Below are 23,187 nucleotides of genomic sequence, written 5' to 3'. Positions count from 1 at the left end.
GTGGTGTTCGCAGGTGCACGGCGATCAGGACACCGGCGCTGTGCGTCACAAAAAACCACCGGCCCCTCGGCCTGGGCGAAGACCGCGTTGAGAGCGGCGATCCGGGCTGCCAGGCTCAGCTTGTCGTGCTCGAGCGGCGGAACGACGCGCACCCGGTGAAAGGATCGGCGAGCAGAATCTGCCAGTGCTCGGCGACGTGGTCACGCAGGCCGGGCGCGTGACCACGGTCGGTTAGCCGTTGCTGTTCATTGCTCTACCAAAGATGTTCTCTCACAAAAATGACCGGCGGGGCCCGACGTTCACGTCGGCCCCCGACTTCGGTCAGCGGTTCAGGTCAGGCGTGCCGGGTGAAGCCGACCTGACCGGGCTTGCGGTTCGGCGCGAAGCCCAGATTGGCGAGGGTCTCGTCCGCGTCGCGGTAGGTTTCGCCGATCCGGTAGATCTCGCGGGCCTCCTTGCCGGTGGCAACCTCGCGGCCGAGTTCGCCGGCGATCCGGACCAGCTGCTGGATCTGCTGGACGGAGGTGAATTTCTCGCCCTTTCGGCCCCAGATGGTGTCTTCGTTGCCGCAGCGGGTGTGCAGGCCCATCGCGATCGCCATCGCGTTGACCGGCAGCACGCTCCGCATCAGCGTCTCGAGCGTCAGGCACGCACCGTCCGGGACCCGCTGGATGAAGTTCATGATGTTGTACGGGTTGGGGCCGTCGAAGCCGCCGCCGATGCCGACCCACGTCAGATTTAGTGGGCCGGTGTACACACCGCGGCGGATGAGCCGCTCGACGGTCTCGAACTGGGGGATGCTCGACAGCTGGAAGTGCGGCTGAATTCCGGCCGCCTGCAGGCGACGCAGATGCTCCTCGACCCACGTCGGGCCTGCCGGTACCGTCATCTCCCGGTAGGTCTCCATCAGCTCCGGACGCGCGAGCGACGTGCCGGCGATGTCGTCGGCGGTCATCAACTCCATGATGTTCATCTGGCTGGTGTTGATGGCGATCGTGACCTGGTCCGGTGCGGGGTCGAGGTCGGCGAGCATGTGCCGCGTATCGTCGGAAAGCCACTTCGCATCGGCGCCCTCACCTTCGGGCGCGAACGAAATGGAGCCGCCGACCTGCAGGATCATCTCCGGCACCGCCTCACGCAGCCCGGCGAGGAGCTCGTTGAACTTCGAGAGCCGCTTGGAGCCCTTGCCGTCGAGTTCGCGCACGTGGATGTGCAGGACCGTCGCGCCGGCTTCGTAGCAGTCCACCGCCTTCTGGACGTGCTCGTCCATGGTCAGCGGCAGGTCTTCGCGGAAGTCGTCCGGCTCCCACTCCGGCCCGTACGGAGCGGCGGTGATGACCAGCTTCTCCTGGTTCTCGGGGAATAGCGCGTCGTCGTGGAAATGCATTGTGAGACTCCATTTCTCGGTGGGGGCGAACGAAGGTGAGGGAGGGTTAGAAGGCCTGTCGCGCTGCCGGTCCTTGCCGTTCTCTCTGTGGCTTCGCTAACAAGACCGTAGTCAGGAGACCCCCAACACACTTACCCTTGCGGGACATATTTATTAACTCTTAGGGACATCCCGGTCTCGCAGCGGGCCGGAGAGGAATCACGGTGTCGAAGCCCCTGGCGCGTTACGCCGCACTGACCGGATACGTCGAGCTGGGACGCTCGCTGTCGATCGACCCGGTCCAGCTACTGCGCAGCGTCGAGCTCGACCCGGCGGGCCTCGAGATCCAGGACCGCTGGGTGCCGGCCGCCGCCGTTGCTCGCCTCCTCGAACTCTCGGCCGCCGCGTCCGGTCGCCAGGACTTCGCCCTCAGGCTCGCTGAACGTCGGCGCCTGTCGACCCTCGGCCCGCTGAGCGTGAGCATCCGCGAGGAACCGGATGCCCGCAGCGCGCTGCGGATGCTGATCCGCTACCAGCACACCTACAACGAATCCCTACACATCCGGGTAACCGAACGCGACGGTCTCTCCGCCATCGCGCTCCACGTCGAGCCCGGCGAACCGATGCCCGTTCGCCAGTCCGTCGAGCTCGCCACCGCCGTGACCCACCAACTGCTGCATTACCTTCTCGGGGACCGATGGCAGCCCGTGTCGGTGTGTTTCGAACACTGACGACCCGACGAGGACAGCACCCACCGCCGCATCTTCGACGCACCCCTGACCTTCGGCGGCGACTACTCCGGGATCGTCACCTACACAAGCGATCTTGATCAGGTGAACCGACTCTCCGATCCGCTGCTGCGCAACTACACGCAGCAGTTTCTCGATGACCTGGCGGCGCCGGAGGAGCCCACCCTCACGATCCGGGTCCGTGAACTCGTCGAACTCCTGCTGCCGACCGGCCGCTGCTCGGTCGAGCAGGTAGCCCGGAGCCTCGGTGTGGACCGGCGCACGGTACACCGACACCTGGCCAAGTCGAACCTGACCTTCACCGGGGTCGTCGACGCGACCCGCGCCGAACTCGCCCGGCGCATGGTGACGGGCCGGCGCCACACGTTCACCGAGATCTCCGAGATGCTGGCGTTCTCCGCACCCAGTAGCTTCTCCCGCTGGTTCCATCAACAGTTCGGCATGAGCCCGCGCGAATGGCGCAGGCGCTCGGAGGGCTGACCGATCGCCCGGGCCGGTGTGTGAACGAACGGTTCAAGGCCGCCGAGAACCTGAACGGTCCGTTCATGCGGAAGCTGTCCCGAAATGTACAGAATGACGTCCCGGAGGGTTAATTACCCGGAGCGCGCCGGAGCTAACGTGATGCGCACCACATCCGCTGTGAAGGACAGCCTGCATCGCACCCCATTTGCCCCTTCTCTGTGAAACGAGTGCCGCGTGCCGACGAATCCCGACCCGATCCCCACGCCGACCCTCGACGCCATGCGTCGTGACGGCAACTGGAACCCCCTGTGGAACACCCTGTCCGACTGGGATCCGGAGTGGACCGAGCAATTCATGGCGATGAACGCCACCCCGGTCCGACGCGGGGTCTTCACTCCCGAGTTCGTCGAACTCCTCAGCATCGCGATCGACGCCGCCGCGACCCACATGTACGCACCCGGCGTGCGACGGCACATCCGGATGGCCCTCGAACTCGGTGTCTCCCGCGAGGAGATCCTCACCGTTCTGCAGATGGTCAGCGTCCTGGGTATCCATGCCTGCAACCTCGGCGTCCCCATCCTCGAGGAGGAACTTGACGCTCACGAACGTCGCCAGATCGCCGCGCCGCGCATTGCCCCCTGATCCCCGACGTCCGCACCATCACCCCACTTTGGTCCAGTCGCCCCCCAGGAGCCCCAATGGGACTGTCCACCACCACCGATCAGCCGGCCGAACCCGCCGTCGACCCCCAGTTGACCGGGACCGCCGCCGAGCGACCCGCGACCCGCCGCCGGATCTACCCGTGGCTCGTGTTCGCGCTCACCTTCGGCTTGCTGCTGTCCGACTACATGTCCCGCCAGGTGCTCAGCGCAGTCTTCCCGTTCCTGAAAGCCGAATGGGCCCTGTCCGATTCCCAGCTGGCCTCGCTCACGAGCATCGTCGCCCTGATGGTCGGCCTGCTCACCTTCCCGTTGTCGCTGCTCGCCGACCGTTGGGGCCGGGTGCGGTCGCTGATCCTGATGGCGGTGCTCTGGAGCATCGCTCCACCCTGTTCTGCGCGGTGGCGGCCAACTACGAGCAGCTGCTCGCCGCCCGCTTCCTCGTCGGGGTCGGCGAGGCCGCCTACGGCAGCGTCGGTATCGCGGTGATGCTCAGCGTCTTCGCGCCCCGCGTCCACTCCACTCTCAGCGGTGCGTTCATGGCCGGCGGCTCGTTCGGTTCGGTCGTCGGCGTCTCACTCGGCGGAGTCATCGCTGTGCACCTGAGCTGGCGGTGGTCGTTCGCGGCGATGGCGGTGCTCGGCCTGATCCTCGTCGCCATGTTCCGGGCCGTGGTCACCGAACGCCGGCTGGCCGCGCACGCGGTCGAGCAGGACGCCGCGCCGGTCGCTCGCTCCGACAGCCGCCCAATCCGGGTCCCGGTCTCGACGCTGTTCACCAACCCTGCCGTCTGGTGCGCGTACCTCGGCGGCGGACTGCAGATTTTCACCTCCGCCGTGCTGCTCGCCTGGACCCCCAGCTTCTTCAACCGCTACTACGGCATGGCTCCGGACAAGGCCGGCGTGATCGCCTCGGTCTTCGTGCTGCTGATCGGCACCGGCATGGTGGTGTGCGGCATGATCACCGACCGTGTCAGCTGCCGCAACCCGGCCGGGAAGTAGTCCAGCGCTATCGCGTTCTGCGTCATCTCGCTGGCCGCCCTCGGCATCGGACTGCAATTGGAGACCGGTGCGGCGCAGCTGACCCTGATCGGCATCGGCGCCTTCTTCTCCGCCGGTTCCTCCGGTCCCACCGCGGCGATGGTGGCCAGCCTGACGCACCAGTCGGTGCGGGCCTCCGCACTCGGCAGCCTCACCGTCGCCAACAACATCCTGGGACTGGCCACCGGACCGTTCGTCATCGGCATCCTCGCGGACCATCGTGGCCTGCTCGGTGCGCTGCAACTGGCCCCGCTGGTGTACCTGCCGGCGATCGTGGCACTGTTCGTCGGGAGGCGGATGTACGCGGCCGGCGTCGCGAAGCTCGCGGCGCAGAGTGCCGCCGCAGCAGCCAAGGCCTGACCCGCGGCCGCCCAGCTCGCCGGTCACGCCGAAATCTTCACCAAGGCGAGGCTCTGTGCTGTGCCGACATCGTTGTTGTTCGATCGCTGGCGCGAGTGTCGATCAGCCGCTCCCGGATCGTGGCGAAGGGGTCGGGATTCCGGACGAGGTGGCGGTGTACCGCCTGGCAGACCGGCTCATCCGGGAATGGGCGCAGCAACCGCTGAGATAGACCCGCACGCAGCGGATCGGCCCCGGAAGTGTCCGAAGGGTCCGCCATTACCGATCAGGTTTGTCAGGCGCGGCCGAGTAGGTGCCAGGGACAGCAGGTCGATCTTCGGCTCGCACGATCCGCCGCTGAGAGCAAAGAGCAACAGGCCGCCACACACCAATCTGCGGAACCCCGCAGATCAGGACCGGGAACGAGTCACCGGTCTGGGTAGTGAGTGGCGACCTGTTGCTCGTCGCGATCGTCACAGTAGATCGCCCCACCGACAAAAGCGCCGAAACACAGGCGTCCGCGGCCGACCACCACGAGCAAGTCAGGCGATGATGCCCAGAAGCGCGTGACGCTGATTCGTTCCAAGACCGCCGACCCTCCGGGTCTCAGCGATCGACAGATCCTCGAGGATCTGCGCCGCCTTCACCGGACCGACACCGGGAAGCGCCTTCACCAGAGCCGAAACCTTGGTCTTCTTCGCAACCTCGTCGGTTTCCGCCTTCGCGAGCACATCGGAAACCGTGAGCTCACCGGACTTGACCGCGGCGAGGAGCTCCCCGCGCGCCTTCCGGGCCACAGCGGCCTTCTCCAATGCTTCAGCGCGCTGCTCGGGCGTCAGAACGGGCAATGCCATCAATGGACTCCTTACTGCTCTGACCGGCCCAGACGGCCGGCCTCGGATGAGATCGCGCCATTCACGTAGGCGCCGTCGTAGGGCGACGCCAGCGGTCGGCGCTTCCCTCGCCGACCGCTGGCGGCGTGATCAAGGGTAACACTAGAGTCGAATGTGTGTTCGAACGATGGAGTGCTGTGTACAACCCGAAACCGTGGCGAGAAGTGTGCCCACCGCGGCCGGTGACCATCGACGTCTCTGCCGCAATGGCTCACCACGGTGGCCGCGCCGCGAACGACCTTCCCCTTCGAGTTTGCGCCGAGGGGCTTGACCTCGACGTCCAAGTCCCCGGGTTGCTCCATGCCTGGGCACGTACCTCCCGCGGCGAATGGCTCGCATCGTGCACCTTCACCATCCCTACCGGCAACAAGTTGGGAAGTCTCGAGGTCACGCACTGGTGCCCCGCAGCGGCCGTCACCGCCGCCGACCAGGCCTGACCCATCCGCTGCATTCCTACTGCCTGGCGGTGGTCATTGCGTGAGGAACCCGTGACCCGATGTGCTGCACCCGGATCCAGGCAGAAGCCGGCGACCTATTCCTGATCGCGGCCTCGCCGCGGACTGCAGGGAATGAATGACCCCCAACATCGGACAAAATGTAGGCGCAACCCAGGTATGGCGCGCTGGTCGAAGCAAACCGTCGTCGGGGCCATTCGGATCCGAATCGACCGGCTCCTGGCTCGACTCGACATCGACGGCAGCAAATATTGCAGGAATGTTTCACTCGATCATCTCGACCGGCGTTCGTACGCGCTCGCCTATCGAGGCCACAGTCACGCGAAGGTGCAGTCCGGCGTGAACTTGGGCCGCGAGATGCCTGCCATCTCCTCGTCCGGGAGATCGGGCCCCTCGGGAAGCGAGCCGATCGGGTCCGCCGGACCCCGTGACGCGATCGTCCCGGGCGGTCACTAGACTGATGGGCGTTCTGGTGAACATCCCCCCAATTTTGTTTCCAGAACACCCCCTGTGGCCCGGCATCACCCCCCGATGCCGGGCCACACCCGTGTAGTAGCGACGACGAAACATCGCCCCCACGAGCGGGAACCGGTCGAAGAAACGGCCACCGGACCCCCGAACGCGTGCGTGGGCATTACAGCACGCCGTTGTAGAGTCATGCCGAGGAAAGTCCCGCACCGCCTGGCGTCGTATCGCAGCCCGTCTGCCGGGTCGACCGCCGGGCAGCAACCGGACTACCACCCGCATCGTCGACGGGCGATGAACAGGAAGGACCCTCACCAGATGGCCAACCCGCATCGACTGACCACCGATCAGGTCATCGACCTGATCAAGGAGGAAACCGGTACCGAACTTTCGGTCTCGACGTTCCGTGGGTACGTCTCTCGGGGACAAGCGCCGGCGCCGGTGGAGAAGATCGGCCGCACCCCGCTGTGGAAGCGCTCGGAAATCGTCGAGTGGGCGAACAACAGACCGGGGCAGGGCGCGCGCACCGATATCCGCAAACCCCGCCGGCGCCGCGCCGAGTGAGCACCTTCCCTTCTTGCGACATCGACGGCCTGGAGGCCGGTCCGCGGGAGTTCGCCCACACCTGAAAGCCGGTCCGCACTACGCCAGCGGGATCCGGCGCGGGGGAGTGGTGGTGTACACAGGCGGAGGTGGGCACATGCTCCACGTGCTCCGGCGCGCGAGATGGCGTTACGGCCGCACGCGTAGGTCGAGAGTGTTTCCGCGGCTCCACGGGTCGGCCGTTCGTCGTGGGCGCCCGAAGGAGCGGTACGGCGGCCGGCGCTCGAATTGCATCACCGTGACGAAAGTGGCGAGAGTCGGCGCGCGTTGGGATCATCTGGTGAAAGCCATTGGAGCAGATGGGAGGTCCTCAAAGGATCGGCGGCGGACGCTCGCCACAGGGTGCGGTGCACTAACTTGTCGTCGACATCTGACCCAATGCAATCCTAGCTAGCAAAAATTACCCGGGGAGGTTCGGATAGCCAGGAATCGTCACCAGCGGCAGAACATCCCCTCGCCGAGCGCGGTCGGACACCGTCACCGGCGGGCATCGGACCCGAAGGTGGTGGGGAAGGGGCTGGGACCGAGCGTGAGGGTGACCGAAGTGGGGCGGAGTCCGACCTGAGGCCAACTGGTGGTGACGGTCAGCGATCCGGTGGTCGGGTAGGTGCCGATCCAGTACTGCGGCGTGGTTCGGTACGGCCCGGATCCCTCCAGGCCGGAGTCGGGGACTGGGTGGAACGGGTCAGCGAGGCCGCCGAAGTCGTCGGCGAGGATGCGCACGGCCAGATAGGACCACTGCGCCGACCAGTCGTGGGGGTCGGTCAGGGACCGGGTTTCGTAGCGCGCGAAGTCGGCGCGGACACCAGTGACGCACAGTGCGAAGCGCAGCAGTAGCCCGGACGCGAACGCGGTCGCGTCGGACAGATCGAGAATGAGGTCTTTCTGGGCCACGATCGGCATGCCCGCGTGCACGGTGATTCCTCTGGTGGTGGGCGGCGCGAGGGCCGGCCAACGATGGCGGCGCATGCTTCATCGTCGCATCACTCGGGCCCGCGGTGTCTGTGAATTTCCTGAGAGTCCCTCCCAGCCAAAACGATTCGAGTGCGAACCTACAGCCCGGTAATCGAGCTTCGGGGTGCCAACCCGACCGAAACTGTGCTGTCGCCGAGCAGGGCCATGTCTGTTCGGAGTCCGCAGTGGCACGGGCGAACGCCGGACGGGTGGTGACATCACGCCACCACCGGAACCCCACCTGCCACCGGACCGGGCGCAGGCAGTGTCAGAGGGCGGCGGTGATCAGACCGGCAATGCCCGCCACCGCGACGAGCGCGAGAAGGGCCAGCGGGAAGGATCCGAGGACGGTGCACACGAAGGTGGTTGTCAGCAGCGCCAGGCCGATGGTCACGGCGAAACCCGCTTCCCAGGACTCGAGGAGCGCCGCGTCGGTCGCCGTCGGGTCGCCGCGACCGGTGTCGAGGGTGGTACGTGTGGCGGACAGGTGTGGGCCGGGGACGATGGTCACGGGTGGTGCGGATCCTTCCAAGAGTCGAGGACAGTCGGTGGGGGGCTGGTGAACGCGTCATAGGTACTCCAGCACCGGAAAGAGGGCGATCGCGGACACGGTAATCCCCGCAACTCCAGCGACGACTCCGAGCAACGCCCGCAACGATGCCGACTCATCGTCTTCCACGCCGGACCGGGAGGTGGCGAAAGCGCCACACACCACGGCGGTCACACCCAGGACGAACCCGAGCCCAACCACCCAGAACGACGCGATGGACAACGACCCCAGGACGATCGACACGGTGGGCAGCCGCGATCCTCCACGCGGCCTCCGCCGGCGTTTGCGCCCGGAGGAACACCCGTCGCTGGTGAGATCTGATGGGCGCGAGGTAGCAGCGGTCACGATCCTCCTCCCGTTGCGTGGCCCGGTCGTCGGTGGTGCGAAGCCGGCCGTGCCAATGGATCACCTGTCAGCCACTGGCCCGACCCGGCAGCAAGAACGCTGCACCTGTGACCAGTGACTGTGGCTGGGCCCAGCAGTTTCTCGCGGGACGCTGCCACCAATGACAGAGAATTTAGCACTCTCCATGGTGGAGTGCTAACGATTTGTTTGGTCGGCATGGCGACACTGGGCCGGGATCAGGCATCGGAGTGTGCGTCGAGTTCCCACCGGAGAACGCGCCCACGCCGTTGTCGGAGGCACCCGCAATACTTATTCCCACCAGCCCCACAGGTAACAGGAGAACAGACATGCGTCATCGCCCCCCGGCCGCGTTCCTCGCTCTCGCTGCGGTATCCGCCCTCGGTCTGACCGGGTGCTCGGCCATCGCCGATGCTGACCCGGGCACCGGGTCACTCGGGGGCGCACCGGCCACCCCCGCACCGGCGTTCGATGCGGCGCCGGCGTTGGCGAAGCTCGACACCCTGGCGGTCAAGGGACGCGCCCCCAAGACCGGATACACGCGAGAACAGTTCGGCCCGTCGTGGTCCGACGACAACAGCGTCGAGGGCGGCCACAACGGGTGCGACACCCGCAACGACATCCTCCGCCGCGACCTGGTCGACCTGACCTACAAAACCAGTACGCGGGACTGTGTCGTGGCGACCGGCACCCTGCACGTTATGTAGTCCGCAGAACTGTGTCAGGCTCGTTTGTGTCCTGAAGATGCACTGCGCGTGTCGCGCCGTTGTCTGTCGCGGTTATAGATACCGTCGAGGTTGTGTCATCTGATCGCGAGTATGTTGTTTCTCCCCTCGTGCGGAAGGTGAAGCGTGGGCGGGTCCGCAACCTGGAGATGATTCCTGAGCCGCTTCGGGACCGGGTAGAAGCGGCGCTCGCTTCGACTCCGGTTGATGAATTCACCGGCCGGGCCGTGGCCACGAAGTTGGATCGAGTACTGCTCGGCGCGCGCGGAATGCCGTTCCATCCCGGCAACGTGTGGTTACGCAGATTGATGGACAAGGCGGACAGTACCCGGGACCAGTACCCGGGCATTCTCCGCATGTGGTTGGATTCCTGCGCGTCGCAAGGAGCAGACCCCCTCGCGATGAGTTACGACACTCTGCTGGAATACCGTGACGATGTCCGGTTCGATATCGACGGGGTATCGCACAGAACGTGGAACCGTGACCTGTCCGCGCTGAAGTGGTTTGCAGAAACTGCCGAGTCGATTGGAGCCATGCATTCGGTACCAGAACGGGATTGGCGCTCCTTACGACTGAGGGACACATCAGTTCGATGGCCCAGTGTCGTGGAATCGGACGACTACAGGCGATTCCGCTCGGTAGGGCTCCAGGCGATGACGCTACAGGGACGACCGGGCTCCGCAACAGGTAGCGTGCGGACGCCCCTTCGTGACGCCCTGTTCGCAGACTTCCTGCTGCTCCACGGCGCACGACGAGCAGAAGCCTGTCATCTGACTCTGCTCGACCTGCCCGAGCGACGGGCCGGCAAACCAGTCAACATCGGCTACCTCCCGCCGAATATCTGTAAATGGGGGTCGGGTCGCGAACTCGAAGAACGAGCGGTATGGACTCAGCGACTCACGATGTACCACGACACCGAGTGGTTCGCGCTCGTCGAACAGGCACAACCAAATCTGCATCGATTGCGCCATCGTGGCCAATTGCTCGTGGTCACAAAGCTTTCCAACAGGTTCGGTCTGAATACAATGCTGACGATCGATGGACGCAATGGTGCCCGCAACCTGCTGAATCTCAGCAAGAGCCAGCGGCGCCGATTGGTGTGTACACCAGAGGTCGCGCGCACGATCGGTAGTGAACGTGGAATGGGCGCCTCGTTGGAATCGACACCGGACGATTGGCTGGTACCCCTTGCTGTATTCCCGGGTGTGAGGTCTCCCATGCTGGCGCCCGAGGCGTGGTCGATGACGTTTCGCGAGGCCAACGAGCGCGTAGCGATTGCGTCTTCTGTGGCAGGTCGTCCTGAGCCTCGGCGTATCACCCCGCACATGCTTCGGCATTCTTTCGCCACAGAGTGGCTCTCGACCGAGCTGAAGCGAATCGCGTGTGATGACGCCGATTTTGCGCGCGCGATGCAGAACAGTGACACCATGCGGCTGCGGCGCCGCCACATCAACCCCTTGCTGAGAATCAAGGAGATACTCGGTCACAGGAGCCTGGACACAACACTGCTCTATATCAACTACATCAGTCGTGATGAGGAGGTCCAATACATGGCCGGCGATTCGTGGATCGAGTCGTTCATCGCGGACGCGTCGTGACGGCACGCCAGCCGGGCAAACTCCGCCGCCGCAGCCCGACCAGGGTTCGGGAGCCGGAACCATCCCGGCAGGAGATAGGGCCGGTGACCGCGATGGTGAGGCGAACGTCGCGACCGAATCTGATCGCGCTCACGATCGACCCCGCAACGTGGGGGCCAGCGGAACCGCTGGGACGAGAAGTGGCGAACGCATGGAAGGCGAAACACCATCAGGGAAGCTGGAGTTCGGCGTCGCTCGGGCTTACTGCTTTCAACAAGATGGCGGTGATCGTTCGCCACCGCAGTATCACTTGCTGGGATCACGTGACAATCGCCGCGCTGGAGGAGCTTGAAGGTCAGTGCACGAAGCGCGGCCAAGCTCGGTTCATCTGGGATGTCCTGCGGTCGCTTCCCGGCACGTCGACCAATGGGCGGTTGGCTGCGGAAGTCGCCATCTTTGTGCAGTCCAATCCGCGTGTCGCCGAGCGGCGCGTGGTACCCACGGAGGCGCTTCCGCAAGCCTTGCTGCGGGATGTTCTGCGTGCGGCGATGCGCGATGTCGCCCAGTGCGAACGCCGGATTGAACAGGCAGCGTGGGACGGTGAGTCCCCGCCGCCCCTGGGTGCGTTCATCCGTCGACACGAGACTATTGCGTTCTACGTGCTTCTCTGCATGGAGTGGGGGCAGTCTCCTGATGTGATCCGGATGCTGTCCTTCGACAGCAGTCAGCCTGTCGCCGTTCTCGATTGGCACGACGGTCATCCACGAGTGGATGTCCGATGGTTCAAGAACAGAGGGGGCCGCCAAGGCGTCCAAACGTTCCTCGCTGACAAACAATGGCGCGCAGGTTCACTGCTGCGACGCCTGCGCGCTGCCACATCAGCTACACGATCGGTCGCGCCGACCGAGTGGCGTGCCCATCCCTGGATATGTACCGACGTGATCGACCCACGTGGCGTGGGAGCAGTGTCTGGGCTGGTCGTCGCGCGAACGGCGAGCAGGAGAGCAGTAAAGGTCAGCGCTGTATTCGATGAGGGCAAGAATAAGATGACGTTTCTGGCGTGGTGCCAGCATCCGCGCAAACCGGGCCTGGATTTCTCGATTCCGACGAAGTTCACTCGTGGAGAATCGCCGGATCCGTTGCACTACCGGGCGATACGTCCGGCCGCCAAATGGGCGCGGTTCACTGCCACAGGCAAAGGTATGCTCCTGTCGGAGTTGGTGGACGACAACACGATCGAGACACTGGCTGCTCACTACCTCAACTCCGAAGTCGCCATGCGTGATATCGCGGAAGCCTGGCAAGACATCCCCGGGATGGCCGAGGAGGTTGCTCGTGGACTCCGGCCGACGGCAATCAACAATGACGGCGCTGTCGTCAGCGGTCTCGAGCTCGACGACGATGAAGTCGCGGCGGTAACACGCGGCGAACGGCGCGTAGGTATGAGCAGCTGTCGGGACCCTTACGACTCACCGTTGCCCGGAGAATCCACCGGACGACTCTGCAAGTCCGCTAACCGAGGTTGCTATTTCTGCCCGAACAGTGTTGTTTCGCCGGATGACATCCCATTCATGAAAGCATTCCTGCTGCTGGCAGAGAGCGCGGCTGCGGCGATGTCTCCACCCGAGTGGGCTCTGCATTGGGGGCGCACCGTTCGCTGGATCAACCACGTGATGCCGCAGATGGACTCGAACTGGGAGGCCACGGCGATCGCCGCGCCGGGAGTACTCGACCTGGGCCTTGAGGCGTCACCAGCATGACGACACCTATGCGTCAGGACGCCACCAGACCGCTCATCGCCGCACCTGGCGGATGGCTCAAGAGCGAATCCATCTCCGACTACGAACCCGTGTTCACCGGGATGTGGTTCAGCCGAGACCCACAGCCGAGGTTCGGCGACGCCGTCTGGAACCTCACTGGGCGCGACCCCGTCCAGACTCGATCCACGTGGCGGATTGACTTCACAGATCTAACCCCGGAATGGGGTCTCATCGCCCGTGAAGTGATCTACTGGCGAGCCAACATCGACAAGGCGCGGCACCGCTTCACCATCCGGTCCCCGCGGTCACAGCAACGCATGTTCAAGGCTGTAACCATCTTCACCTGGCGCATGATGCTCGGTCGGGTAGCCGAGATGTCGGCGACACTCGGGATCGGGCTGCCGTCACGATGGGGCTCGAACGAGACTGAAATGTTGCGCGACTACATCCGCGGCAACGTCCCAAACGCCCACTACGGGAACATCGTCAGCGTGCTGCATCAGATGCGGGACGTCCTCACATTGGGTGGGCTCAGCCATGATCCGACACTGGAGATGGGAACAGCCCGATGGTCCGGGGATACCGCAATCAACCGGGACCGGACCTCCAAAGCGCTGGAGCCGCAGGTCTTTCAACAAGTCGTTGGCAATGCCCTCACCTATATCGACAAATGCTCAGATGACATCCTCAGAGCTGCCGGCTGGAAGGACGCCTACACGCCCACAACCATGGCTCTCGGCGCACTCGCGCTGGATCACCCCGTTCGGATGCAGCATCCCGAGGTCAACTCGCAACGAGCCCTCATTCTGCACGACACGCTCGAACGAATCGGCGGAATCCCAACGGCAACAGTCGCATCGAGCACAGGACGCGGCGGGGGCATCGGGGGATACTGCCGACGCACCTTGCATGCTGCCGCCGGGCTCAATCCCAAGTCCCGTGGGGCCAGCCAGGACTTCACGCGACCGTTGATCGACGCCAGACTCCGCGCTGGCACGCCACTGGTTCCCGGCGGTCTACCACTGCCGGTGGCGGTCATCGACCGCCCGGACGGAACATCCGGGCCTTGGCGAGACCCGTTCTGCTGGGACTCAATCGACATCGAGGCGCAGACGCTGAGCTTCGCCTGCAAGATCGTGATCATGGCCTTCACGGCGATGCGTGTATCCGAGATGGAGCTGATTCCCCGTTCCGGCTGGCGAACAACATGGATGGGCGCCGACGCGATTACCGCGCCGCTTGTCAAAAACGCGTGGGGTGAGCCGATGAAATGGTGGGCCACACCGCCCGTCATTCGTGCCTGCGAGATCCTCGAGCAACTCGCCCGAGGTGACTACCTGTTCGACCACCGAGGGGTGAGGAAAGGCGTCGAACCGGGCAAACGCAAGGAAATCGACGGCGCTGTCTGGGACGGTGTCCAACTATTCGTGCGCCGGGTGAACACCGATCCCTCGCTGCATGGCTTCAACCCCGTTCGCGCCGGGTGGGGCAAGACTGGGCACAAGGACCAGCAGAAGAACGACCAACTGCCCACAATCAGTCCCCACAGGTTCCGCTTCACGCTCGCATCCATCAGCAACTTCGTGGCACTCGGTGACGTAGCTTTCCAGCAGCAGGCAAAGCACGCGAAAGTCGCGATGAGCCACTCGTATCAGGCGAATTCGGGAACACGGAACTGGAACGACATACTCAACACGGTCCTCGACTCCGAGGCCGACAAGCGAAGCGCCAAAGCCTTCGACCTCCATCTGGGGGTCTGGACCGGTGAAGCTGAACTGGCTGGTCATGCCGGGCGAGAGTTGACCCGCACCGTGCGCGACCTCCTCGACGATCTTCCGCTCGACGAGTACGACCCCCACAGCGAAGAATCGCAGGTCGACCAGTTCACCACCCAGGTCGTCCAGATTCCAGAGCTTGCCGCAGCCATTCGATCTACAGCTGTGCTCCTGCATCCAGGCACGATCTGCCACTGCCTTCGCTATACCCAGCAGATGGAGTGCACCAACAACGCCGAGCCCAATCTCGGGATGTGCCATCCGCAAACGTGCGCGAATGTGCTCCTCGAACCAGAACACTCAGCGGTCTATCGAGCACGCCGCGAACAGACGAGACAGTGGTTGGCTACTCCGGGCATCTCGTCCACCCAGTCAGCGATTCTCGAGCGCGCCATCGGGCAGATCGACGCCCAACTACGAACAGAGGACAACGCTGATGGCGCTTGAGGAGAACGTCGAGCGAGTTCTCAACGCGATCGAACTCGTCTACCGAGAGTGCGAGGGAACGAAGCCTCGGAAGGCCCGGATCATTGCTGCGGCCGGTGTCTCCGCCAAGACCTTCTACCGGATCGTCAACGACTACCCGGAGGTCACGCGCGCCCTGCGAATTGCGGAGGCAGCTGCGAAGCCTTCAAACCCCGAGCCGAACACCGACGACACGCCAGATGATCCAATCAAGATCGACCCCCTCGGCGCGGTCGAGGAACTACTCGACACGATCGCCGAATTGACGCTTGTCATCGAAGCGCAGAACAAGCACATAGGCGCACTCCGTGAAAGACTGGCCATGCAGCCAGCCCAGATTCGGACGGCTAGGTGAGGGCACGCTCGAACGACCCGGAATCCGTCAAGTAAGTTCCAGCCCCTGTGAGACCGCACGGCACGATCACAATCCTGACACATTCGCGGGTTCCGACCCCCATCGATCTGAGGCAGATCCGCCTCGGCGTAGTCGTGCCCGTCCTTCGTTAAAGTGACACTGAGCTGACATCGTGGACCCTGACACACGGGGATGCGGCTTCATAGTCAACGACACCTACACCGGCACCACGATCGCGTTCGTCCGGGGTCAGGACACCTCCACGGCGGTGCAGATCGATCACGTCGTATCCGTCACTTCGACGATATATCCCCGAATAAGCCCAGGTCATAGTGTCATCGACATGCCGATGACGCCGGAACCGGTCGTAGGTAAGCGCGGCATCGAGGCATTGCCCTGGCCGATGGGGGCCGTATGACCGCCGTGTAGTTAGAGCGGTCTGAGCTGGGCTATTTCGCGGCGGAGTGTGAGATTCTCGCCGTGGGCGGCGGCGAGGGCTTGGCGGAGCGCTAGCACTTCTGCGTGGTGGCGGCTGCGGATTTCCTTCAGCTGGGTGGCCAGTGCGCGGACTGCGGAGGATGTGGTCGGTTGCTCGTCGGGTGCTGCGTCGGGGCCCGTGCTGCGGTGACCGGTCGAGGTGCGAAGGTCTTCGATCTTTCGGCGGAGGTCGCTGTGCTTGTAGAGGAAGTCGGTCGAGAGATGGGCCCTGCGGGCGACACTCACGAAGGTGATTTGCTGGCCCGCGGCGGAGAGCTCGCGGAGTGCGTCGGTGGCGCGTGCCATGGCCTGGTCGTGTCGGAGGCGCGCGGCTCGCTGGAGGTGTTCGGACATGTCGACTCCTATCAGGCGGTCTGGTCTCGGACTCCGGCGCCGCGGATTCCGTGTTGGTCGGCGGTGTCGGTGATCGCGAGCAGGATCTGGTTGAGTGAGGTGACCTCGTCGGTGCGGCCTTGTAGCCAGACGTTGTCCTCGCTCATCTGCGTTCCGTAGCGGGCCGCAAATGTCTCCTTGCGGATCTCGATGAGCCGCTGGGTTTCCTCGAGTTGCCGGGAGAGTTCGGCGGCGTGGGTGGCATCAGTGACGAACTTCGGGCAGGTCAAGCACGCGTTTCCCTTGTCGCAGGATTGCCTCGGTGGGAGGGTGCACCAACCGTTCGGCAGAACGCGATCGGCCCGGCTGTCGAGCTTGAGGAAGTCGTAGAGATCCGAGGTGTCGATCCCCGGGGTTCGGCCGTCGCTGGTGACCTTCTTGTAGCGCAGGAATTCACGCTCCTGGGTTTCCGACAGCGTCACCGCATAATGCATGGTCATTTCCGGGCTGACGTGTCCGAAGTATCTCATCACCACGTGCAATGGAACGCCCGCGTTGAGCAGGTTGGTGGCGGCCGTGTGTCGGAAGCGGTGTGTCTTACTGATCATTACCGGGTGTCCGGCACTGTCGGTGATCGCCAAGCGATCCGCGAGTGCGGCCAGGTGCGTATGCAACGTGGGCATCGGGTAGGACGCGGTGCCGTTGCGGTTCTGAATACGTCTCAGGAAAAGGTATCTGGGGGTCTGATCTGGTCTGCCGACTCGCGCCATGTGCTCTCGCGCGACCTGTTGTTGAGCCCTGATGACGGTGACGATTTCGGCGTCGACCGGGATCGAGGCGGGGTGTGCGGATTCGATCTTCGTCTGTTGGTAGCGCAGGCGGGCCACGAAGTCTGCGCTGTCGACCGTGTCGGGAGGCGACTTCGATGTCCTCTGGAGTGGGATCAAGGGGTCAAAGTCCATCATGAGGATCTCGTTGACTCGGCGTCCGGTGCGAATGAGGAGCATCAATATGTGAAAGGCCTGAATGTCACCGAGGCCACCCTCGGTGCGTGGCTTCGCGAGCAGTTCGGCGCCGGCGGCGATTCTGGTGACCACCGCGTCTTCGAGGACCATGTCATCGTCGTGTCGCTTGTTGGTCAGGCGTGGTTTGTCTTCGGGCCGGAACAACACGCAGTGCTCGGGGCGCAGCAGCCGCCATTCGGGTTGGCCCAGCGTGTGGGACGCTTCGTCGCGATGGTCAAACATCCATTGGTAGAACTGCTCGATTGCGGTCATGATGTTTCGGCGCGGATTCTTGCCCAGGAGCTGGTTCTTGTTCTTTCCGGTGGTGACGGTGTGCGTGCGTAGCATCTCGCAGAATCCCCGCACGAACGGCCGGAAAGCGGAGGGGTCGCTGGTCAGGGTGGGGCCGGCGTCGCCGACCGTGTCGAGATGGCGTTGAAGCCATTTGAGTGCGTCGAGACGCGATTTGATCGTGCTCCAGCTGTAGCGGCCGTTCTCGAGGTTCTCCGAGAGCCATAGTTTGGCTCCCTCACGGAGCCAGTCACTGCTCAGTCGACTGAAGTTGGCGGTGTGGTGGCTCATCGGTTCGTGTTCACGCTGGGGAACGCGGGGGTCGAGTTGTGGATTCCACAGGTTCAGCTGCCACCACGGGCCCTGATGGTAGGGGTAGACGAGAATGTCCTGCAGGCGACGCAAACGGTGGAGAGCCTTGCTGTCGTTGCTGGTCCCGCGCTGCAGGCCGCGCAACTGCGCCCGCTGCGCCTCTCTCAGCCACTGTTCGGGGGTGAGGTGCAGCAATGACTCCGCTGACCGGGCAGTCTTCCCGCCATAGCCAGTAGCGGCGCGCAGGATTCCTGTGGTGGCGTTGAAGTGCGTCGGGTGGATAATTCTGCCCAATTCCACCTCCCGGTGGATCAGCCAGGCCAGCTCCCAGGTCATCGGTTCCGGCAGCGAGCGAAAGTTCAGGGCTACCGACGTCCATGGTCCTCCTCCCACACTGCGCTCGGCGACCGCGGGGGCGTAGATGTCGGGCATGTTCTTCTTGTCGAAATGATCGCTGCGGCATGGCTCGGGCAGTGAATCCCACAGCTGCCGTGCCCGAAGGGGGTCGAACATCTCCGAGACAGGCAGCCGCAGGTCGCGGCCTTCGAGACGTTTAGGTTCTGGCCTGGGCTCGCGTCTTGGGCTACGGGACATCGGTTTTCGTCTCCCATCCCGATACGACGTCGCGCCAGTTCGCCAGCGCTTCCAGCTCAGCGTCCTCGGTGACGTGCCCATACCTGTTGATCGTGGTTTGCACGTCTCGGTGCCCAAGGCGCCTGCTGACCACATGCAGAGGTGTTCCCGCGAGCAGCAGTGCGGTGGCGTGGGAATGACGGAACCAATGCGGCGTCATCGCCTCCGGTAGCTGCGGCACCTTCCGTTTCATCGCCCGCAGGTGCGCATACACACTTTCGCCGCGCAGCGGTGCGTAGAGCGGTTCGCGTCGGGTGTTGCAAAAGATGTATCCACTGTCCCAGTCGTCGATTACACCGTCTGCGCCGTGCTCGCAGAGCCACCACACGAAATCGCCGTAGAGGCGGTCGAGGCGGCTGCCGACGAAGACCTTGCGGTAGCCGGATTTCGGTATCAGTCCGTGGGGGTGTGGTCGTGGCACGATGGCAACCGATGCCGTGTCTCCACGGCTGGTGTTCCAGTCTCGATGCTGAAGTGAGAGTGCTTCACCGATTCGCATGCCGGTCTCGGCCAGCAAGGTCCAGAGAAATCGGTACCGCAGATCTCCTGACCAGTCGCCGGTCGGCGCGCAAGATGCCTCGGCTGCGATCAGGGCATCGATGGAGTCCGGCTCCAGCAGTGGAGTCTGCCGGTTTCGGAGTCTCACGCGGATAGCTGTCCGTCGCTGAGCATTTCGACGAGCAATATGTTCGAGAATCGGCATATACCTAGCCGGTCGTGATCGCACGTGCTCGTAGAGGAACGATGCGGCATCGACGCCGAACGCGGCATGGTATCGGTAGAAGCTCATCACCGGTCGTATGCGGATCGCCACGGTCGCTTCTGTGACAGTCGCTTCCGGATGAAGTTGCCGGACGAACGGGTCGAACTGGCCGGTGCGCACGGCCATCAGGAAATGGCCGAAGTCGCTGAGCTGGACCGTATCCCACTGCCGATCGGACTTCTCCAGGTAGGACCACCAGAGCGCTAGACCACGCGCGTACGTTTTGATGGTGTTTGGAGAGAACTCCGATTGACGAGCGAATTCCAGATACTGCTCGATCGGTTCGACGAGTGTGTGGGAATCGGACACCACCGTCCACGTCGTCTCTCCACCGGTCATCACACGTTGAGTGGACGCCATCTGGTCTCCTTCGACGTGACCACGCTAACGCGCTCAACGCCTCGGTCTCGGGATTGCCGTCCGGTGTGTCAGCGATGTCGTCGGCATCGCATGCCAATGTCCGATACGCGTACCAGTGACGAGGATGGCCAATGAACTACACCCATGTCGATGATGTGAACGGCACAACACTCCTAGTACCGGATACCACGTCGTCGCACTCTCGGATGCGTGGCAGAAGGGTGCCCAGCAACTCAGCCCGGAGCAGCGCCGCGACCTGGCCAACGACCCACGGAACCTGCAGGCGGTCGACGGGCCCACGAATTCGCAGAAGTCCGATTCCGACGCCGCATCCTGGTTGCCGCCGAACAAGAGCTACCGGTGCACCTACGTCTCGCGGCAGATCGACGTCAAGGCCCTGTACCGGCTGTGGGTAACCCAGGCCGAGAAGGACGCGATGAGCCAGGTCCTGCACTCCTGCTAACGACACCCACCCCTGGGTTCGGGCCGCGGGGGCAGTGGTGGACACCATCGCTGCCCCCGACGTAGGAGAGCGCTAGTTCATCTGCGGGAATGGATGTGCAGCCAGCGGATTCGCGCTCAACTCCGCGCCTGAGCCGAAAGCCGCCGGGTGCGGCGATGGACTCCCGCTCCGGTGTGCTGTGCCGACGTTCGTGGACCCTGCGACCGTGGACCGGGGGAGACCCCGAGAGCGGCTGTTCGCCGTCGGCGGTGACATAGTTCGCGGGCACCAGCGCGTTGCCGTGCTCTTCGCGGTACGCAGCGATTTCGGTGAGCATCCGCCGCCGCTTGCTGTCGGCACGTGACACAGCCGGAACTGGGACATCGTCGTTATCGCTCCACATGAACCCGATCGCATCGAGTTGCTGGATGCGTTGGGCGGCAGGGTGCCGAGCATTCGGGCAACCCGCTGGCGCTCTTGCCAACGCCCCAGTCGGAAGCCGTCTTCGGTGACGTAGCGGCCGGGATCGCAGTGCGAGGATGTTGACACCGAAAAATGCGGTAGAGCTGCAGGGGAGAGGCTGCGGACTGGGTGGCGCGCATTGATATCGCATCCTTCCGAAAACCGTTGCACGTCTTCGAACTTGTCATTATTTCAAGTATGTCAATCGGTTTGACGATTCTGCAAGAAAGCAGGATTATCGAATAAAACGTAGGGGGATGCGCTGCTGGAACAGATCCCTCTTGCCGATGGCTGGCCGTGTCTTATTGCTCGGAAACACTGCAGGGTGATCAGTGCGATCGCTGGGGTGATCACCAGGTTGCATCCTGTTTCTGTTCTCGATTCAGCGCCAGACCCGCGGCCACGGACGACAATTCCTACTGCAGATACACCGTTGAGTGGGGATGGTCTCAGCCATGGCGGGGGAGTGCATCGGCAAGAACTCGGCTCGCACCTATATGCAGTAGTGCGCCGATCTCAACCTGGGAATTCCCGCAATTGTCCGCTACGACGACGGACATGCCCACCATCGGGAATCCTGGTCGGGCTGTCACATCAGCGGGGATGCCTGAAGCCACCACTCGGTGGCGCTGGATTCGATCTCGAGAGCGTGGGCGGGCCAGTCGGGATCGGCGATCAACGTGTGGATTGTTCGTGCCATTTCCGGTGCGTTGCCGTCGATGTCGAGCCTGGTGAGGACTCGGGCGATCCGAGCTTGCGTGGCCGGCCACCTGCCGCCCGTTGTTTCGACCAGCGCCGCAACCAGGGTTGCGCACTCATGGTCGCTCAGCGGTGGCGGTGTGCGTGTCATGCCGCGCAATCCGCGGCTGCCGTCGGTGAGCCACCGGTCGCTGGCTTCTTGCTGGATCCGGTTCCAGTACAACGGGCCACGACTGCTGAGAAATGAGCGCACTGTCAGACGGTAGCAAGAGACGTTGAGAGATCAGTCCTGGTCGACGGTACTGACGGACACGTGCCGGGGCATCTGGGTGGGGCCCCACTTCTGCAGCGTCCGGGCCTGCCGGGGGCAGACCGTGGTCAGTGGGCGTCCTTGACGGCGATCGGCATCCGGAGGTCTCCATCGCGGATCTTGACGTTGTTTCGCGACGCCCGTCGGATGAGTGTGGCTGTGGCCTCGCCGTTGTCGGCGAGGCCACAGTCACAGGGTGCGGTGTCAGCTGTATCCAGCGTTGGTTATTCGGCGTTCTGGTCGGCGTGCTCGAGGATCAGGTACTGAGCGGAGATCTGCTGATCGACGTCCTTCTTGTTGTCGGTGCCGCTGGCTTCGCCGACGTAACGCCCGTTGGCGACCATGCAGTAGTCCTGGGTGCCGTTGACGGTGTCCTTGGTGGCGCATTTCGCGTCGGGCAGGCCCTGCGGGGTGGGGGCTGCGGTGAAGCCTTCGGCGAGAAGGTCGTTGTAGAACTCGGTGAGGATCGTCTCGGCGCCGGCATCGTCTTTGGCCCGGTAGACGGTGGTCTTGTAGACGGCGTTGTGGTCGGATCCGGCGTCGGTCAGGATCTTGTAGGTCAGCGGCGGGTTGGTGGAGCGGTGCGCCATCCCGCGGGGCCCGTAGGCGGCCATGTCGTCGCCGAGTTGGGCTTGGGCGTCTTCTTCGGGGAGGGCGTAGATCAGGACCTTGTCCTGGTCGATCATGGGCAGCTGCGCGGACTGTCCACCGTTCTGGGCGCGGGTCGGGGTGGCCGGGAACTGGTCGATCAGCGGTTCTTGCAGTTGGAGGGACTTCGCGACGGCCTTCGCGGTCCAGTCCTTGTCGGCGGCGGGGGCTTTCGCCCAGGTGTAGAGCAGGTAGTCCCCGTGGGGGGTGAACGCGTTGACCGAGACCTCGGGTCCGGCATCGAAATTCGTCTGTCCGGTCGAGACCAGGGTGTTGGGCAGGATGTCGATGTTCTCGGCGGTCTCGAGGCCGGTGCCGTCGTCGACGGTGAGCAGGTTCTGGTGGATCTCGCGGGCGGTCGCGGCGGCGTCCTCAGGATTGTTGAACCGCATCACTGCTTGGACGACGGACCGGGACGGATCGGTCGTCTTCGTGGTGGGGGTGGCGGCGGTCGAGACGTAGCCGTAGAGCATCTGGTGGTTGTGGGCGATGTCCCCGGCGGCGTCGCTGAGGACGACACCGAGGTTCTTGCCGCTGCGCATCACCATCGTGGGCATCTTCACCGAGGTCAGTTCCGGGTCGATCTCGAAGGGAACGACGGTGAACTCGGCGAGCCGCTGCCCGTCGACGTCGAGGATGGTTTCCTGGGTGGCCCGCCCGAACTCCGGGGCTGGGCTGGTCGCGTAGCTGCCGGTGTCGAGGGCGGCTGGATCGACACTCGCGGTCGCAGTTTGGTCTCCGCCGGATTTACCGGTGGGTTCGGCGGTGGTGTCGGTGCTGGTGCAGCCGGCCAACAGCACTGCAGTGGCGAGCACTGCCGCCGGCATCCACGTGGTTGTCCTCATAGTCTTGTTGATCCCTTCCCTGTCTCACCCCGCGAGTGTCGGCGTCGCCGGGC

The 23,187-nt window shown here is 64.1% G+C and carries 17 protein-coding genes and 7 pseudogenes; 12 read left to right on the top strand and 12 right to left on the bottom strand.

Going from position 1 to position 23,187, the window contains the following annotated elements:
- Nucleotides 1–13 precede the first annotated feature (13 nt).
- Together JWS14_RS50800 and JWS14_RS44740 are read right to left on the bottom strand one after the other, a co-directional pair.
- Nucleotides 14–208, bottom strand: a pseudogene (locus JWS14_RS50800) (alpha/beta hydrolase); the annotation flags it as partial.
- 126 nt (nucleotides 209–334) lie between these two features.
- Nucleotides 335–1,387, bottom strand: a complete 1,053-nt coding sequence (locus tag JWS14_RS44740) for a beta-keto acid cleavage family enzyme (protein ID WP_061045252.1) — start codon at nucleotides 1,385–1,387, stop codon at nucleotides 335–337.
- A 203-nt stretch (nucleotides 1,388–1,590) separates the two neighbouring features.
- Here JWS14_RS44740 and JWS14_RS44735 point away from each other — a divergent pair.
- From JWS14_RS44735 to JWS14_RS44725, 3 genes and pseudogenes are all read left to right on the top strand, one after another.
- Nucleotides 1,591–2,595: pseudogene (locus JWS14_RS44735) on the top strand (AraC family transcriptional regulator).
- Between the two features lie 216 nt (nucleotides 2,596–2,811).
- Entirely contained in the window at nucleotides 2,812–3,219 is a 408-nt protein-coding gene (locus tag JWS14_RS44730) for a carboxymuconolactone decarboxylase family protein (protein ID WP_061045254.1), read from the top strand.
- Between the two features lie 56 nt (nucleotides 3,220–3,275).
- A pseudogene (locus JWS14_RS44725) lies at nucleotides 3,276–4,636 on the top strand (MFS transporter).
- Between the two features lie 521 nt (nucleotides 4,637–5,157).
- Here JWS14_RS44725 and mihF read toward each other — a convergent pair.
- Nucleotides 5,158–5,469: an integration host factor, actinobacterial type gene (mihF, locus tag JWS14_RS44720; protein WP_061045255.1), complete on the bottom strand. Its 312-nt coding sequence runs from the start codon at nucleotides 5,467–5,469 to the stop codon at nucleotides 5,158–5,160.
- Nucleotides 5,470–5,690: 221 nt separating this feature from the next.
- Between mihF and JWS14_RS44715 the strand changes: the two genes are divergently transcribed.
- Entirely contained in the window at nucleotides 5,691–5,945 is a 255-nt protein-coding gene (locus JWS14_RS44715) for a hypothetical protein (protein ID WP_241031803.1), read from the top strand.
- 801 nt (nucleotides 5,946–6,746) lie between these two features.
- Nucleotides 6,747–6,992, top strand: coding sequence for a helix-turn-helix transcriptional regulator (locus JWS14_RS44710; protein ID WP_037235132.1), 246 nt, complete (start codon nucleotides 6,747–6,749; stop codon nucleotides 6,990–6,992).
- Nucleotides 6,993–7,508: 516 nt separating this feature from the next.
- On the opposite strand, the gene JWS14_RS44705 is transcribed toward JWS14_RS44710, so the two are convergent.
- From JWS14_RS44705 to JWS14_RS44695, 3 genes are all read right to left on the bottom strand, one after another.
- Nucleotides 7,509–8,000 carry a hypothetical protein gene (locus JWS14_RS44705; protein WP_206016682.1) on the bottom strand — a complete coding sequence of 164 codons (492 nt, stop codon included), beginning with the start codon at nucleotides 7,998–8,000 and terminating at the stop codon, nucleotides 7,509–7,511.
- A gap of 253 nt (nucleotides 8,001–8,253) precedes the next feature.
- Nucleotides 8,254–8,496, bottom strand: a complete 243-nt coding sequence (locus tag JWS14_RS44700) for a hypothetical protein (RefSeq protein WP_061045258.1) — start codon at nucleotides 8,494–8,496, stop codon at nucleotides 8,254–8,256.
- 57 nt (nucleotides 8,497–8,553) lie between these two features.
- Nucleotides 8,554–8,778 (bottom strand): hypothetical protein, encoded by a 225-nt coding sequence (locus JWS14_RS44695; protein WP_061045259.1) that lies wholly within the window; start codon nucleotides 8,776–8,778, stop codon nucleotides 8,554–8,556.
- A gap of 449 nt (nucleotides 8,779–9,227) precedes the next feature.
- Between JWS14_RS44695 and JWS14_RS44690 the strand changes: the two are divergent.
- The 6 genes and pseudogenes from JWS14_RS44690 to JWS14_RS50795 all read left to right on the top strand — a co-directional run.
- Nucleotides 9,228–9,596: pseudogene (locus tag JWS14_RS44690) on the top strand (HNH endonuclease); the annotation flags it as partial.
- Nucleotides 9,597–9,697: 101 nt separating this feature from the next.
- The gene (locus JWS14_RS44685) at nucleotides 9,698–11,221 is read left to right on the top strand and encodes a site-specific integrase (protein ID WP_206016681.1); all 1,524 of its coding nucleotides are present in this window, start codon (nucleotides 9,698–9,700) and stop codon (nucleotides 11,219–11,221) included.
- Nucleotides 11,222–11,304: 83 nt separating this feature from the next.
- Nucleotides 11,305–12,960, top strand: a complete 1,656-nt coding sequence (locus tag JWS14_RS44680) for a hypothetical protein (protein ID WP_206016680.1) — start codon at nucleotides 11,305–11,307, stop codon at nucleotides 12,958–12,960.
- Nucleotides 12,957–15,182: a hypothetical protein gene (locus JWS14_RS44675; protein ID WP_206016679.1), complete on the top strand. Its 2,226-nt coding sequence runs from the start codon at nucleotides 12,957–12,959 to the stop codon at nucleotides 15,180–15,182. The genes JWS14_RS44680 and JWS14_RS44675 overlap by 4 nt, the downstream gene beginning before the upstream one ends.
- The gene (locus JWS14_RS44670) at nucleotides 15,172–15,555 is read left to right on the top strand and encodes a hypothetical protein (RefSeq protein WP_206004380.1); all 384 of its coding nucleotides are present in this window, start codon (nucleotides 15,172–15,174) and stop codon (nucleotides 15,553–15,555) included. Before JWS14_RS44675 ends, JWS14_RS44670 begins: the two co-directional genes overlap by 11 nt.
- Before the next feature lie 211 nt (nucleotides 15,556–15,766).
- Nucleotides 15,767–15,853: pseudogene (locus tag JWS14_RS50795) on the top strand (HNH endonuclease); the annotation flags it as partial.
- Between the two features lie 131 nt (nucleotides 15,854–15,984).
- Here JWS14_RS50795 and JWS14_RS44665 read toward each other — a convergent pair.
- The 3 genes from JWS14_RS44665 to JWS14_RS44655 form a co-directional block, all read right to left on the bottom strand.
- Nucleotides 15,985–16,386 carry a DUF6262 family protein gene (locus JWS14_RS44665; protein ID WP_061042815.1) on the bottom strand — a complete coding sequence of 134 codons (402 nt, stop codon included), beginning with the start codon at nucleotides 16,384–16,386 and terminating at the stop codon, nucleotides 15,985–15,987.
- 11 nt (nucleotides 16,387–16,397) lie between these two features.
- The gene (locus JWS14_RS44660; RefSeq protein WP_181450652.1) at nucleotides 16,398–18,485 is read right to left on the bottom strand and encodes a tyrosine-type recombinase/integrase; all 2,088 of its coding nucleotides are present in this window, start codon (nucleotides 18,483–18,485) and stop codon (nucleotides 16,398–16,400) included.
- Nucleotides 18,486–18,555: 70 nt separating this feature from the next.
- On the bottom strand, nucleotides 18,556–19,680 hold the full coding sequence (locus JWS14_RS44655; protein ID WP_206016678.1) for a tyrosine-type recombinase/integrase: 1,125 nt from the start codon (nucleotides 19,678–19,680) through the stop codon (nucleotides 18,556–18,558).
- Between the two features lie 235 nt (nucleotides 19,681–19,915).
- Between JWS14_RS44655 and JWS14_RS44650 the strand changes: the two are divergent.
- A pseudogene (locus JWS14_RS44650) lies at nucleotides 19,916–20,188 on the top strand (HNH endonuclease family protein); the annotation flags it as partial.
- A 119-nt stretch (nucleotides 20,189–20,307) separates the two neighbouring features.
- Here the strand turns inward: JWS14_RS44650 and JWS14_RS50790 are convergent.
- The 3 genes and pseudogenes from JWS14_RS50790 to JWS14_RS44640 all read right to left on the bottom strand — a co-directional run bounded on the left by JWS14_RS50790 (nucleotide 20,308) and on the right by JWS14_RS44640 (nucleotide 23,134).
- Nucleotides 20,308–20,772 (bottom strand): annotated as a pseudogene (locus JWS14_RS50790) (helicase associated domain-containing protein).
- A 449-nt stretch (nucleotides 20,773–21,221) separates the two neighbouring features.
- The gene (locus JWS14_RS44645) at nucleotides 21,222–21,584 is read right to left on the bottom strand and encodes a hypothetical protein (RefSeq protein ID WP_241031802.1); all 363 of its coding nucleotides are present in this window, start codon (nucleotides 21,582–21,584) and stop codon (nucleotides 21,222–21,224) included.
- Between the two features lie 281 nt (nucleotides 21,585–21,865).
- Nucleotides 21,866–23,134, bottom strand: a complete 1,269-nt coding sequence (locus JWS14_RS44640; RefSeq protein WP_241031801.1) for a DUF7373 family lipoprotein — start codon at nucleotides 23,132–23,134, stop codon at nucleotides 21,866–21,868.
- Between the last annotated feature and the right edge of the window lie 53 nt (nucleotides 23,135–23,187).

It is taken from the genome of Rhodococcus koreensis, from assembly GCF_017068375.1.
GTDB classification, from domain to species: Bacteria; Actinomycetota; Actinomycetes; order Mycobacteriales; family Mycobacteriaceae; genus Rhodococcus_F; species Rhodococcus_F koreensis.
Note: the sequence above shows the minus strand (reverse complement) of the source record. Positions and strands in the feature narration are given on the sequence as shown.